Below are 12,557 nucleotides of genomic sequence, written 5' to 3'. Positions count from 1 at the left end.
GGCCAACCCGCGCGACTTCGAGCCGGAGCTGGCGGGCGCGCTCGCCGAGCTGGCCGCGGCGCACCGGGACCGCCCCGCGGAGGCCGTGGCGGCGGCGGACGAGGTCGTGCTGCTGCGCCGCCGGTCGGCCCGCGGCGGCGACCCGGACGCCGTCGTGCGGCTGGCCGCGGCCCTCGGCGCGCAGGTCGACGTGCTGGAACGCGGCGGCGCGGGCGCGCTGGAGCGGCTCGTGGTGGCGGAGGAGGCCGTGGAGCTGCTGCGCCCGCGGGCCGCCCGCCACCCGGTCGCGTTCACGGCGGCGCGGGCGAGGGTCGCCGGGCTGCTGCGGCGGGCCGGCCGCGAGCACGAGGCGCGGCGGCTGGCGGAGGACGTGCTGGTCGCGGCCAGGGACCTGCCGCACCACGTGCTCGTCACGCAGGGCCCCGAACCGGCCCTCGCCCTGCGCGCGCTGGCCGACGGGCTGCCCGGGACCGACGAGCTGGCCGTGCGCCTGGTGGAGCGGTCCGCCGCGACCTGGCGCGACCTGCTGGGCCGCCACCGCGCCGCGGCCGTCGCGTTCCCGGAGGCGGTGCACCGGGTCGCGGTGCTGCGGCACGCCCAGGACCACCCGGACGCGGCGGAGGAGGCCCGGTGGGCGGTGCTGGCGTGGCAGCTGACCAGGGCGCCGGCCGAGCTGGCGGCCGAACCGCGCTACGCCGACGCGCTGCTGTTCCGCGTGCGCCTGTGCGTGGAGGGGAACACCGACCTCGACCGGGCGCTGCCGCTCGCGCGCCGCGCCGTGGAGGTGCTGCGCGCGGCGGGCGCGCCGCCGGAGGTGTGCCGGGACGCCGCCGCGGCGGTGGACGACGTGGTCCGGGCGCGCGCCGACCCGGAGGTGGCGCGCGCCCGGTCGCGGGCTAGCTCGTGGTGACCAGCGAGCGCAGGAAGAACGCCACGTTCGCGGGCCGCTCGGCCAGCCGCCGCATGAAGTAGCCGTACCACTCGTCGCCGTAGGGCACGTACACCCGCATCCGGTGGCCCTCGGCGGCGAGGCGGCGCTGCTCGTCGGGCCGGATGCCGTACAGCATCTGGAACTCGTAGCTGTCCTTGGACCGCCCGCTCGCCAGCTCGCCCGCGATGGCGATCAGCCGCGGGTCGTGCGAGGCGACCATGGGGTAGCCCGCGCCCTCCATCAGGACCTTCAGGCAGCGCACGTAGGACAGGTCCACCTCGGCCTTGTCCTGGAACGCCACCGACGGCGGCTCCTTGTAGGCGCCCTTGCACAGCCGCACGCGCGACCCGGCGCGCGCCAGGTCCCGGCAGTCCTGCTCGGTGCGCTTGAGGTACGCCTGGAGCACCGCGCCCACCCACGGGAAGTCCACGCGCAGCTCGCGCAGGATGCCGAGCGTGGAGTCCGTGGTGGTGTGGTCCTCCATGTCGAGGGTGACCGTGGTGCCGACCGCGCCCGCCGCCGCGCAGATGCGGCGGGCGTTGTCCAGGGCGATCTTCTCGCCGTCCTCGGGCAGGAACTGGCCCACCGCGGACAGCTTCACCGACACCTCGGCGCGCCCGGTGTGCCCGGCCAGCTCCAGCCGGCGCAGCAGGTCGAGGTACGCCTCGACGGTGGCGTCGGCCTGGGCCGCGTCCCGGGTGTCCTCGCCGAGGTGGTCGAGGGTGACGTACCGGCCGTCGGCCAGCAGTTCGCCGGTGGTGGCGACGGCCGCGTCGACGTCGTCGCCGGAGATGAAGCGCTTGACCACCGGGCGGGTCAGCGGTGTGCGTTCGACCAGCTCGCGGATCGCCCCGGAGCGGGAGGCGGCGAGCAGTGCGGAGCGGAGCATGGTCACCCCTGGTGCGGGTAGCGAACGGAGGTCGGAGGCACGAAGGTCTCCTTGATGGACCGGGGGCTCACCCACCGCAGCAGGTTGTGGATCGAGCCCGCCTTGTCGTTGGTGCCCGACGCCCGGCCGCCGCCGAACGGCTGCTGGCCGACGACCGCGCCGGTGGGCTTGTCGTTGACGTAGAAGTTGCCCGCGGCGAACCGCAGGTCCTCCTGCGCCTTCGCGATGGCGCGCCGGTCCTGGGCGATGACCGCGCCGGTCAGGCCGTAGGGCGCGGCGTTCTCCATCTGCTTGACCACGGTGTCGTAGTCGGCGTCGTCGAACACGTGCACCGCGAGGACCGGGCCGAAGTACTCGGTGGTGAACACCTCGTGGCCGGGGTCCTCGCCCAGCAGCACGGTGGGCCGCACGAAGAAGCCCTCGCCGTCGTCGGCCGTGCCGCCGGCCGCGATCTCCAGCTTGGGGTCGCGGCGCGCGGAGTCCAGCACGCCGGACAGCTTGTCGAACGACCGCCGGTCGATCACCGCGCCCATGAAGTTGCCGAAGTCGGTGACGTCGCCCATGGTCAGCGCCTCGACCTCGGCCAGGAAGTCGTCCTTGAGCCGGTTCCACACCGAGCGCGGCACGTAGGCGCGGGACGCCGCCGAGCACTTCTGGCCCTGGTACTCGAAGGCGCCGCGGACCAGCGCGGTGCGCAGCACGTCCACGTCGGCGGACGGGTGGGCCAGCACGAAGTCCTTGCCGCCGGTCTCGCCGACGATCCGGGGGTACGCGCGGTAGTTGGAGATGTTCGCGCCGACCTGGCCCCACAGGTGCTGGAACGTCCTGGTGGAGCCGGTGAAGTGGATGCCGGCGAGGTCCGGGTCGGCCAGCGCCACCTCGGACACGGCCAGGCCGTCGCCGGGCAGCAGGTTGATCACGCCCGGCGGCAGGCCCGCCTCCTCCAGCAGCCGCATGGTCAGGTGCGCGGCGAAGGACTGGGTGGGCGAGGGCTTCCACAGCACCACGTTGCCCATCAGGGCGGGCGCGGTCGGCAGGTTCGCGGCGATGGCGGTGAAGTTGAACGGCGTGATCGCGTAGACGAAGCCCTCCAGCGGGCGGTGGTCGGTGCGGTTCCACACGCCGGGGGAGGACTGCGGCTGCTCGGCCAGCAGCTGCCGTCCGAACGAGACGTTGAAGCGCCAGAAGTCGATCAGCTCGCACGCGGCGTCGATCTCGGCCTGCACGACGCTCTTGGACTGCCCGAGCATGGTGGCGGCGTTGAGCTTGGCGCGCCACGGCCCGGCCAGCAGGTCGGCGGCCTTGAGCAGGATCGCGGCCCGGTCGTCGAAGGACAGCGCGCGCCAGGCGGGCGCGGCCTCGCGGGCGGCCGCGATGGCGTCCCGGGTGTCCTGCTGGGTGGCGCCGCGAGCGGTGCCGAGGACGGCCCGGTGGTTGTGCGGCTGCACGACGTCGAACGGCTCACCGCCGCCGGCGCGCTGCTCGCCCCCGATGGTCAGGGTCAGTTCGACGGGCTCCTTGGCCAGCTCGGCCAGCTCCGCCTGCAGCCGCGCGCGTTCCGGGGTGCCGGGGGCGTAGCCGAGTACGGGCTCGTTGACCGGTGCGGGGACCGTGGTCACGGCATCCACAAGCTGCTCCTTCGCCACGTGATCGGGGTTGCCCCAACTGTGGTTGGGTTCCCCAAACGGTAAGACTTCCGACCCTGCGCGCTGTTGTCCTCACGTCTAGGCTTGGCCACCCGCCGTTGTACGAATGGACAAAAGGATGAGCCTGCGTCAGGTGCTGATCGCGCTCGGCGACCCGTTCGTCGAGGTGCAGGCCGCGCCGCACGGGTTGGACGCCGACGTGCTCGACGTCGTGATCCTCGACCCCGACGACGTGCCCGACATCCGGCCCGGCGACTTGGCGCTGGTGGTGGGCGCCCGTGGCCGGGCGGCGTTGCCGCTGGTCAAGGCCGCCGCGGCCGGGGGAGCGGTGGCCGTGGCGGTCAAGGCCGACGCGCCCGCCCCCGTGCTCAGGCAGGCCGCGGCGGACGCGGGCGTCGCCCTGCTCGCGGTCCGCCCCGAGGTGCGCTGGGAACACCTGGAGGCGCTGGCCAGGAGCGTGGTGGACAACGCGCGCCTGACCGCCGACGCGGGCGCGGGCGAGGCCGTCGGCGACCTGTTCGGCCTGGCCCAGACGATCGCCGCGCTGACCGGCGGCAGCGTCAGCATCGAGGACACCGCGAGCCGCGTGCTGGCCTACTCCCGCTCGTCCGACGAGGTCGACGAGCTGCGCCGGCTGTCCATCCTGGGCCGCCAGGGGCCCGAGCCGTACCTGAAGATGCTCCGCGAGTGGGGCGTCTACCAGCGGTTGCGCTCGGGCGAGGAGGTCGTCCGCATCGACGAGCACCCCGAGCTGGGCATCCGCCGCCGCCTCGCGGTCGGCGTCCACGCGGGCACGCGGCCGCTGGGCGCGATCTGGGTGCAGGAGGGCGCCGCGCCGCTGAACGAGCAGGCGGAACGCGCCCTGCTCGGCGCGGCCCGGGTGACCGCGCTGCACCTGGTGCAGCAGCGCGAGCCCGCGGTCGCGTTCCGCGAGAACCTGCTCGCCTCGCTGCTCGACGGCCGGACGGAGGCCGGCGCCATCGCCGAGCAGATCGGCGCGGACCCGGACCGGCCCGCCGCGGTCGTGGTGTTCGCGCTGCGCGGGCAGGAGCACGCCGACCGCACCGAGCACGAGCTGCGCCGCGCCGAGATGACCGGCCTGATCTCCGTGCACGCCGCCGCCTACCGGCGCACCGCCCTGGTCAGCCAGCGGTCCGGCCGGACCTACGCGCTGCTGCCCGACCTGCCGCCGAAGGCGCCGCTGCTCGCCCTCACCAAGGAGATCGTGGCCGCCGCCGGCAAGCACATGGGGTTGCGCGTGCAGGCCGCCGTCGGGTCCACGGTGCCGACCGTGGACGACGTGATGATCTCCCGAGAGGAGGCCGACCGGGTGCTCGACGCGATGGCGCGCGACCTCGACGCCGACGTGGCGACCCTGGCCGACGTGCGCTCCCGCGTGCTGGTCGGCGAGGTCCTGGCGCTGCTCGCGGGGCACCCCCGCATCCGCGACCCGAGGCTGTCCGCGCTGGACCCGGAGCTGGCCCGCTCCCTGCTGGCCTACCTCGACGAGTTCGGCGACGTGCGCACCGCGGCCGCGAAACTGCACGTCCACCCCAACACCCTGCGCTACCGGGTCAGGCGCGCGGCGGAGCTCGGCGGCTTCGACCTGGAGGACCCGCTCCTGCGATTGTTCGCGCAGCTGCAACTCAGGCTGACCTGAGCCGGACACCGGGAAACACGTACCCTCCGCTGGTGAGCACCCGCGGCAGCGACTTCGCTGAACTCTCCCGGTTGGTCAAGCAGCAGGGTCTGCTCGACCGACGCACCGGCTATTACGCCTGGTACTTCGCAGGGGCGGTGGGCGCCTTGCTGCTCACCGTCGTGGCCGTCCTGCTCATCGGTGACTCCTGGTGGCAGCTCGTGCCCGCGGCGTTGCTGGCCGTGGTCTACACGCAGATCGCCTTCCTCGGCCACGACGCGGGCCACCGGCAGGTCTTCGCCGAGCACCGCGCCAACCAGACCGCGGGCCTGCTGCTGGGCAACCTGCTCATCGGCGTCGGCTACGGCTGGTGGATGGGCAAGCACACCCGCCACCACGCCAACCCCAACCACGAGGACGACGACCCGGACGTGGACATCGCGGTGCTCGCGTTCAGCGCCCAGCAGGCGGAGCGCAAGCGCGGCTTCTTCCGGTTCGTGGTCAAGCACCAGGCGTGGCTGTTCTTCCCGCTGCTGCTGCTGGAGGGCTTCAGCCTGCACGTCATCAGCACCGCCGCCGCCGTGCGCCGCGAGGTCAAGGGCTGGCGGCTGGAGCTGGCGCTGCTGGCCGTCCACGTCGTCGGCTACCTGACCCTGGTGTTCTCGGTGATGTCGCCGGGCAAGGCCCTGGCGTTCATCGCGATCCACCAGGGCCTGTTCGGCGTCTACATGGGCATCTCCTTCGCGCCCAACCACAAGGGCATGCCGGTGCTCCAGGCGGGCCACCAGCTCGACTTCCTGCGCAAGCAGGTGCTCACCTCGCGCAACGTCACCGGCGGCCGGTTCACCGACTTCCTGCTCGGCGGCCTGAACTACCAGATCGAGCACCACCTGTTCCCGAGCATGCCGCGGCCGCACCTGCGCCACGCGCAGGCGCTGGTCCGCGACTTCTGCGACCGGCACTCGGTGTCCTACGCCGAGTGCGGCCTGTTCACCTCGTACGGGTACGTGCTGAAGCACCTGCACGAGGCGGGAGCTGAATTGCGCGGTGCAGGAAAGCTCGCTCCAGCAGCGTCCAGCTAGTCGTGACCGCCAGGTAGACCCCGGCGGCCAGCGGCAGCACGGCGGCGATCAGCACGGTGCCGAACGGCAGCAGCCGCAGCAGCCCCGCGAACGGCGGCTGCGGCGCGCCGCCGCGTGCCGCCACCGCCGCCTGCCAGCGGGAGGTCGCGAACGCGATCACCGCCAGCAGCGCGAACAGCCCGAGGAACACGGGCGTGTGGACCCACGTGCCGAACCAGTGCGCGCCCAGCGGCACGCCCAGCAGCGTGCCCTCCAGCAGCGGGTTCGGCGTGGTGACGAGCTGGTACATGACCATGAAGAACGGCGCCTGCGCCAACGCGGGCAGGCAGCCCGCCAGCAGCGAGGTGCCGTTCTCCCGGTACAGCTCCAGGGTCTTCTCCTGGAGCTTCACCCGGTCCTTGCCGTACTTCTCGGAGAGCTTGCGCAGCTCGGGGGCGAGGGCGGCGCGGGCCTTCTCGCCGCGCACGGCCGCCCGGCTGAGCGGGTGCAGCAGCAGCCGGACGGCCGCGGTGAACAGGACGATGGCCAGGGCGGGCGTGGCGATCCCGGCCAGGGCTGAGCCCAGGGCGTGGAACAAGGGAAAACTCCGTCTCAGAGCAGGAAAAAGAGGGACTCGGCGCTACAGGCCGAATCCCGGTGCCCTGGGACGGGGACGCCCGGCGGCGTCGGGGTCGCGCAGCCGCAGGAACGCGGCGCGCAGCGACTTCTCGCGGATCGACAGCGACCGAACCCACGCGGGCGCGGCCTGCACCACCGGCGCGGTGAGCAGCAGCACCACCAGCGCCACGGCCGCCACGGCGGCGACCACCTCGGTCGGCGAGTTCAGGATCGAGAGGGCGTAGAGGGCAGGCAGGAACAGCGCGATCAGCAGCCGCACCCGGTCCACGCCCTCACCCCCTTCAGCCCACTGTACCCACGAGCGCGGGCCTCGCGGGGTGGTCGTAGCGCACCGTCACGTCGGCGTGCGGCTCGTAGGAGGCGTACGCGGGCAGCGTCCACCGCCACTCGTCCGGCACCTGCCGCTCCAGCGCGCCCGGCGACAGCCACAGGTGCACGGCCAGCTCCGCGGGCAGCCACTTGTCCAGCAGCAGCGTGCCGTCGAGCAGCAGCACCCCGGCCGGGCCCAGCGCCACGTAGTCGGCGCGGTACGCCCGGTCCGCGGCCGCGTTCCACAGCCTCGGCAGCACCCGCCCCGAACCGCCGGGGTCCAGCGGCGCCAGCACCTCCCGCGTCAGCCCGCCCACGTCCAGCCACGAGTCGCGGAACGAGTCGGGGTCCTCGTGCCCGTGCTCCAGGCGCACGGACGCGGGCCGCAGGAAGTCGTCGGCGGACACGCGCAGCACCGGGCGCCCCACCGCGCGCAGCGGCTCGACCAGGCGGTCGGCCAGCTCGCCGGGCCTGGTCGGCAGCGCGCCGTCGACCAGCACCCTGGCCCACGTCGAGCGCGGCAGGGCGTCGACCCGCGCGACCAGCTCGTCCACCAGCTCCTGGGGTTTCACGGCAGCGGGTAGTCCTCCCATCCGGCGGGCAGCACCGGCGCGGGCCACGCCGGGTCGGGCTCCCACTCCGCCCACGCCGGGTCCCACCAGCGGGTGCCGGCGTCCAGCATGGCCACGACCTCCGCGCCGGTGGCGCGGATCGCCTCGGCCTGCCCGGCGGTGTACTTGCCGTCCGCGACCTGCTCCTCGAACTCGTCGCGGTCCAGCTCCTCCCAGCCGCCCCCGGCGGGCACCCAGTAGTCCAGCGCGTGGTCGAGCGTGTCGAACCCGAGCGGCGTGCGCCGGAACGGGTCCTGGAGGTTGAGGTACCAGCCCTTGAACCGGCCGTCGTCGGCCCAGTACAGGTCGACCGAGTACGCGTCGCCGGGCCGGTGCAGCTGGAGCTTGCCGACGCCGCGCCAGTGCGTCCGGCCCCGGAGCTGCCAGTGGTGGGGCCGGTCGTGCGGCGGGAACCCGAACCCGGTGCCCGGCGGCGTGAACACGACGAGCAGGTCCGGCCCGTCGGCCACGACCCGCGTCGGCGTGACCGACCACGGCCTGCCGTGCAGCACCTCGCGCCGCAACGCCACGTCACCAGGTTGGAAGAACCCCACGCCGGACAGCCTAGGCAAGCAGCGCGTCGAGCACGCCGCCGGTGATCGCCCCCACGTCGGCGCCGGGGTCCACCGCCCGGCGCAGGGCCAGGCCGGTGCCCAGCGCGCCCAGCGCCACGACGAGCGCGGGCGCGGGCAGCGCGGGCCGCACGCCCAGCCGGTCGCAGTGCCGGGCCAGCAGCTCGGCGAACCGCTCGTCGTGCCGGTGCTGGGCCTCCGCGACCGCCTCGGCGACGGCGGGCTGCCCGGCCACCGCCGCCAGCACCTCCGCGGTCGCCGCGCTCCACCGCGCCGCCTCCTCGTCCGGCGGGCCGGCCGGCGCCAGCGCCGCCAGCAGCTCCTCCCGTGACGACGCGCGCCCGAGGGCGTCGTCCAGCGCCCGCAGGTGCGCGTCGGCGCGGTCCGCCACGATCGCCAGCCACAGCCCTTCCTTGCCGCCGAAGTGCTTGTAGACCGCGCCCCTGGTGTAGCCGGCGCCCGCCGCGATCTCCTCCACCGTCGCCGGCAGGAAACCGCGCCGCAGGAACACCTCCCGGCCCGCCTCCAGCAGCCGCTCGTGGGTGAGCCGCTGCTGCTGCGCCCGCGTCAGCCGAGCCATCGGAAACACACCGTTTCTGGAAACACCGCGTTACTGTACCGTCGTGGCATGACCTTCTTCGCGCAGGTCGCGGTCCTCCTGGGGGTGCCGGCCGGCTTCGCGTGGTTCGCCGTCCGGGCCCGTCGGCTGGGCGGCGGCCACTCCTTCCTGGCCCCGTTCGAGGAGATCTGGGACCCCGGCGCCCACCGGACGCACGTCGAGGTCCAGGTGCGGGAGGAACGGCGCGCGCCGTCGCCCGGCCCGGAGCTCTAGGCGAGCGCCCGCCGCAACCGCCGCACCGCCACCTCGCGCCGCGGGTCGGTGTTCGGCAGCAGCCGCACCAACCGCTCCAGCACCGCCACGTCCTCGCTGACCAGCCCGAACGCCCACAGCGCCGCCACGTCGCCCCGGTCGAGCACGGCCCGCCGCACCGCCGAGGCCAGCTCCTCGCGCTCCTCGCGGACGACCGGGGCCTCCGACCGGCCCAGCAGCGGCCCCCGGTAAGCCGCCGCGGCCGTGCCGACGTCACCCGCCCGCAACGCCCCGCGCACCGCCGAGAAGTCACCGCGCACCTCGGCCGACAACCGGTATGGCCTGGTCAGCAGCACCCCGCCCAACTGGGCGCGCAACCGGTGCAGCTCGGCCCGCACCGTGGTCGGGTTGCCGCGCTCGCCGTAGACGTGCAGCGCCAACTCCTCCGCCGTCAACCCCCTCGGGTGCAGCGCCAGCGCCGTCAGCAGCTCGGCGTGCCGCATCGACAGCGCCAGCGCCCGCCCGTCCAGCGACCCCGCCGACCCGCCCAGGAACCGCAGCGACAGCACGGGCCGCCGCTCGACCCGGCGCGGCACCCGCAGCAGGTAGCCCTCGTCCAACGGCTCCAGCAGCGCCTCGCGCCCGGACCCCAGCAGCACCCGGTCCCCGGACACGTCGACCCGCGAGCCCACCAGGCCGTGCGGTTCGGCCGCCAGCACCCGCCCGCTCGGGCTCAGCAGCGCGCCGGGCTCGCCCCGCAGCGCGATCAGGTGCCGCATGTTCGCCGACCGCAGCCGCTCGTCCCGCGCCGCCGACCGCGCCCGCAACCGGGCCTCCGCCAACCGCGCCGCCGCCGACACCAGCGCCGCCGTCGCCGGGTGCGCGCTGCTCAGCGGACCGCTCACGTCCACCGCGCCGATCGTGCGGCCGGTGTCCGGGTCGCGCACCGGGCTCGCCGTGCACGTCCACCCGTGGCAGGTCCGCACCAGGTGCTCGGCCGAGTGCACGGTCACCGGCACGTCCAGCACCAGCGCGGTGCCCATGGCGTTCGTGCCGATGGCGGTCTCGCTCCAGCACGCGCCCTCGGCCAACCGCACCCGCTCGGCCCGCCCGCGCACCGACGTCGAACCCTCGCACCACAGGACGGTGCCGTCGACATCGGTGACGATCATGACGTGCTCGGCCGCGTCGGCGATGCTCACCAGCGTCTCCCGCAGCACCGGCAACGCCGCCGCCAGCGGGTGCGCCTCCCGCCGGTCGGCGACCCCGGCCGGGTCGAGCACCACCGGCGCCTCGTGCCGCTCCGGGTCCACCCGCGCGGCCAGCGACCGCCGCCACGACTCCACGATCAGCCGCCGCGCGCCCCGCACCCGGTCCCCGCTCAACGTCAGCTCGTGCTCCCGCGCGAGTCGTCGCGGATCCGGTTGCATCGGCGCCCCTCCTCCAGCCCAGCATGACCCCGTTCCCGCGAACCGGGCAAGCCACCCGTTGGGCCGTTCGGGTGCAACGCGACTGCAACGTGGCGCCACGCACGCTGCACGCCACGCGACAACCCTGGAGGCCACCCATGGCGAGGTACGCAGCACCCGGCGAACCGGGCAGCCCGGTGTCGTTCAAGCCCCGGTACGACCACTTCATCGGCGGCGAGTACGTCCCGCCCGCGAAGGGCGCCTACTTCACCGACCGCAGCCCCGTCACCGGCGAACCGTTCACCGAGGTCGCCCGGGGCACCGCCGAGGACGTGGACCGGGCCCTCGACGCGGCCCACGGCGCCGCCCGCGCCTGGGGCCGGACCCCGGCGGCGGAGCGCGCGACCGTGCTCAACGAGATCGCCGACCGCGTCGAGGACCACCTCGAAGCCCTGGCCGTCGCCGAGACGTGGGACAACGGCAAGCCGATCCGCGAAACCCTCGCCGCCGACCTCCCGCTGGCCGTGGACCACTTCCGCTACTTCGCCGGCGTGATCCGCGCCCAGGAGGGCGGGATCTCCCAGCTCGACCAGGACCTGGTCGCCTACCACTTCGCCGAACCGCTCGGCGTGGTCGGCCAGATCACCCCGTGGAACTTCCCGATCCTCATGGCGGCGTGGAAACTCGCACCGGCCCTCGCCGCCGGCAACGCGGTCGTGCTCAAACCCGCCGAGCAGACCCCGGCCTCCGTCCACGTGCTCATGGGCCTGATCGCCGAACTCCTGCCCCCGGGCGTGGTCAACGTCGTCAACGGCTTCGGCCCGGAAGCGGGCAGGCCACTGGCCTCCAGCCGCCGGGTCGCCAAGATCGCCTTCACCGGCGAGACCGCCACCGGCCGCCTGATCATGGGTTACGCGGGGGAGAACCTGATCCCGGTGACCCTGGAACTGGGCGGGAAGAGCCCGAACGTCTTCTTCGCCGACGTGGCCGCCCAACGCGACGCGTTCTACGACAAGGCATTGGAGGGCTTCACCATGTTCGCCCTCAACCAGGGCGAAGTGTGCACGTGCCCGTCACGCGCGCTGGTGCAGAGCGACATCTACGACCAATTCCTGGCCGACGCCACCGCCCGCACCAAGGCGATCAGGCAGGGGCACCCCCTGGACACCGAAACCATGATCGGCGCCCAGGTCAGCCAAGACCAGGTGAACCGCATCCTCTCCTACATAGAACTCGGCAAGCAAGAAGGAGCCACCCTCCTCCACGGCGGCGACCAGCCAGACCTGGGCGGCAACCTGTCCGGCGGCTACTACGTCACCCCGACGATCTTCGAGGGCGACAACAAGATGCGGATCTTCCAAGAAGAGATCTTCGGCCCGGTGGTGGCGGTGACCAAGTTCCACGACTTCGACGACGCGGTGAAACTGGCCAACGACACCACCTACGGCCTGGGCGCGGGAGTCTGGTCCCGAGACGGCAACACCGCCTACCGAGCGGGCAGAGAAATCCAAGCGGGCCGAGTCTGGGTGAACAACTACCACGCCTACCCGGCCCACGCCGCCTTCGGCGGCTACAAGCAATCCGGCATCGGGCGCGAAAACCACCGAGTCGTGCTCGACCACTACCAGCAGACCAAGAACCTCCTGGTGAGCTACTCGAACACCGCCCAGGGCCTCTTCTGACGAACGCACGACTCCCCGGCCCCCACCGTATGACTCGCCCGACCTGAGCGCATGACACGCGAGCCCTCAACGCATGACACGCCGGTCCTGAACGCATGACACGCCCGACCTGAACGTACGACTCGCGCGTCCTGAACGTACGACTCGCGCGTTCTGAACGTACGACTCGCGATGTCCGACCGGAGGACACGCGGTGTCTGAGTGGAGGACACGCCGACGAGACCGGAGCACGACGGAAACACGGGCGGCTTTTTGTGAAGCTGGGGGCTCGTGGTCTCCCGTATGGCCTGGGCGCAGCCCTACCGCGCTTGTCAAGGGGTGTCGCACGCTCTTCGCGACACCCCTTGACAAGGGTGGT

The 12,557-nt window shown here is 73.6% G+C and carries 13 protein-coding genes; 5 read left to right on the top strand and 8 right to left on the bottom strand.

Features of this window, described 5'->3' with window-relative positions; genetic code table 11:
- Positions 1-910, top strand: a 910-nt coding sequence (locus ACFV4N_RS31480) for a hypothetical protein (protein WP_499676267.1), incomplete at its 5' end; no start/stop codon positions are given.
- Here ACFV4N_RS31480 and ACFV4N_RS31475 read toward each other — a convergent pair.
- Together ACFV4N_RS31475 and pruA are read right to left on the bottom strand one after the other, a co-directional pair.
- Complete coding sequence (locus ACFV4N_RS31475) at positions 897-1,820, bottom strand: proline dehydrogenase family protein (RefSeq protein ID WP_499676266.1); 924 nt, start codon at positions 1,818-1,820, stop codon at positions 897-899. The two genes, ACFV4N_RS31480 and ACFV4N_RS31475, sit on opposite strands and share 14 nt — an antisense overlap.
- A 2-nt stretch (positions 1,821-1,822) precedes the next feature.
- A complete protein-coding gene (gene pruA, locus ACFV4N_RS31470) occupies positions 1,823-3,448 on the bottom strand; it encodes an L-glutamate gamma-semialdehyde dehydrogenase (protein ID WP_499676265.1) in 1,626 nt (541 codons plus the stop codon).
- Positions 3,449-3,584: 136 nt separating this feature from the next.
- Here pruA and ACFV4N_RS31465 point away from each other — a divergent pair, with 136 nt between their 5' ends.
- Both ACFV4N_RS31465 and ACFV4N_RS31460 read left to right on the top strand, forming a co-directional pair.
- Positions 3,585-5,126, top strand: coding sequence for a PucR family transcriptional regulator (locus ACFV4N_RS31465; RefSeq protein WP_499676264.1), 1,542 nt, complete (start codon positions 3,585-3,587; stop codon positions 5,124-5,126).
- A 29-nt stretch (positions 5,127-5,155) separates the two neighbouring features.
- Positions 5,156-6,187 carry a fatty acid desaturase family protein gene (locus ACFV4N_RS31460; protein ID WP_499676268.1) on the top strand — a complete coding sequence of 344 codons (1,032 nt, stop codon included), beginning with the start codon at positions 5,156-5,158 and terminating at the stop codon, positions 6,185-6,187.
- On the opposite strand, the gene ACFV4N_RS31455 is transcribed toward ACFV4N_RS31460, so the two are convergent.
- The 5 genes from ACFV4N_RS31455 to ACFV4N_RS31435 are packed head-to-tail and all read right to left on the bottom strand — an operon-like array spanning position 6,096 to position 8,877.
- On the bottom strand, positions 6,096-6,764 hold the full coding sequence (locus ACFV4N_RS31455; RefSeq protein ID WP_499676263.1) for a YidC/Oxa1 family membrane protein insertase: 669 nt from the start codon (positions 6,762-6,764) through the stop codon (positions 6,096-6,098). The genes ACFV4N_RS31460 and ACFV4N_RS31455 overlap by 92 nt on opposite strands.
- Positions 6,765-6,806: 42 nt before the next feature.
- Positions 6,807-7,073 (bottom strand): DUF6412 domain-containing protein, encoded by a 267-nt coding sequence (locus ACFV4N_RS31450; protein ID WP_499676262.1) that lies wholly within the window; start codon positions 7,071-7,073, stop codon positions 6,807-6,809.
- Between the two features lie 13 nt (positions 7,074-7,086).
- Complete coding sequence (locus ACFV4N_RS31445; protein WP_499676261.1) at positions 7,087-7,707, bottom strand: nucleoside/nucleotide kinase family protein; 621 nt, start codon at positions 7,705-7,707, stop codon at positions 7,087-7,089.
- A complete protein-coding gene (locus ACFV4N_RS31440; protein WP_499676260.1) occupies positions 7,683-8,279 on the bottom strand; it encodes a DUF402 domain-containing protein in 597 nt (198 codons plus the stop codon). The genes ACFV4N_RS31445 and ACFV4N_RS31440 overlap by 25 nt, the downstream gene beginning before the upstream one ends.
- Positions 8,280-8,289: 10 nt before the next feature.
- Positions 8,290-8,877, bottom strand: a complete 588-nt coding sequence (locus ACFV4N_RS31435; protein ID WP_499676259.1) for a TetR/AcrR family transcriptional regulator — start codon at positions 8,875-8,877, stop codon at positions 8,290-8,292.
- Between the two features lie 48 nt (positions 8,878-8,925).
- Between ACFV4N_RS31435 and ACFV4N_RS31430 the strand changes: the two genes are divergently transcribed.
- Positions 8,926-9,129 carry a hypothetical protein gene (locus ACFV4N_RS31430; RefSeq protein WP_499676258.1) on the top strand — a complete coding sequence of 68 codons (204 nt, stop codon included), beginning with the start codon at positions 8,926-8,928 and terminating at the stop codon, positions 9,127-9,129.
- Here ACFV4N_RS31430 and ACFV4N_RS31425 read toward each other — a convergent pair.
- Positions 9,126-10,538, bottom strand: coding sequence for a GAF domain-containing protein (locus tag ACFV4N_RS31425; RefSeq protein ID WP_499676257.1), 1,413 nt, complete (start codon positions 10,536-10,538; stop codon positions 9,126-9,128). The two genes, ACFV4N_RS31430 and ACFV4N_RS31425, sit on opposite strands and share 4 nt — an antisense overlap.
- A 137-nt stretch (positions 10,539-10,675) precedes the next feature.
- Between ACFV4N_RS31425 and exaC the strand changes: the two genes are divergently transcribed.
- Positions 10,676-12,199, top strand: coding sequence for an acetaldehyde dehydrogenase ExaC (gene exaC, locus ACFV4N_RS31420; RefSeq protein ID WP_499676256.1), 1,524 nt, complete (start codon positions 10,676-10,678; stop codon positions 12,197-12,199).
- Positions 12,200-12,557 lie beyond the last annotated feature (358 nt).

Source organism: Actinosynnema sp. NPDC059797 (assembly GCF_042732085.1).
Taxonomy (GTDB): domain Bacteria; phylum Actinomycetota; class Actinomycetes; order Mycobacteriales; family Pseudonocardiaceae; genus Actinosynnema.
Note: the sequence above shows the minus strand (reverse complement) of the source record. Positions and strands in the feature narration are given on the sequence as shown.

What these genes read in the sequence shown, in the direction of transcription:
- ACFV4N_RS31430 (WP_499676258.1), top strand. Translation starts at nt 8,926, where the DNA reads ATGACCTTCTTCGCGCAGGTCGCGGTCCTCCTGGGGGTGCCGGCCGGC.
- ACFV4N_RS31435 (WP_499676259.1), bottom strand. Translation starts at nt 8,877, where the DNA reads ATGGCTCGGCTGACGCGGGCGCAGCAGCAGCGGCTCACCCACGAGCGG.
- ACFV4N_RS31445 (WP_499676261.1), bottom strand. Translation starts at nt 7,707, where the DNA reads ATGGGAGGACTACCCGCTGCCGTGAAACCCCAGGAGCTGGTGGACGAG.
- exaC (WP_499676256.1), top strand. Translation starts at nt 10,676, where the DNA reads ATGGCGAGGTACGCAGCACCCGGCGAACCGGGCAGCCCGGTGTCGTTC.
- ACFV4N_RS31465 (WP_499676264.1), top strand. Translation starts at nt 3,585, where the DNA reads ATGAGCCTGCGTCAGGTGCTGATCGCGCTCGGCGACCCGTTCGTCGAG.
- ACFV4N_RS31475 (WP_499676266.1), bottom strand. Translation starts at nt 1,820, where the DNA reads ATGCTCCGCTCCGCACTGCTCGCCGCCTCCCGCTCCGGGGCGATCCGC.
- ACFV4N_RS31425 (WP_499676257.1), bottom strand. Translation starts at nt 10,538, where the DNA reads ATGCAACCGGATCCGCGACGACTCGCGCGGGAGCACGAGCTGACGTTG.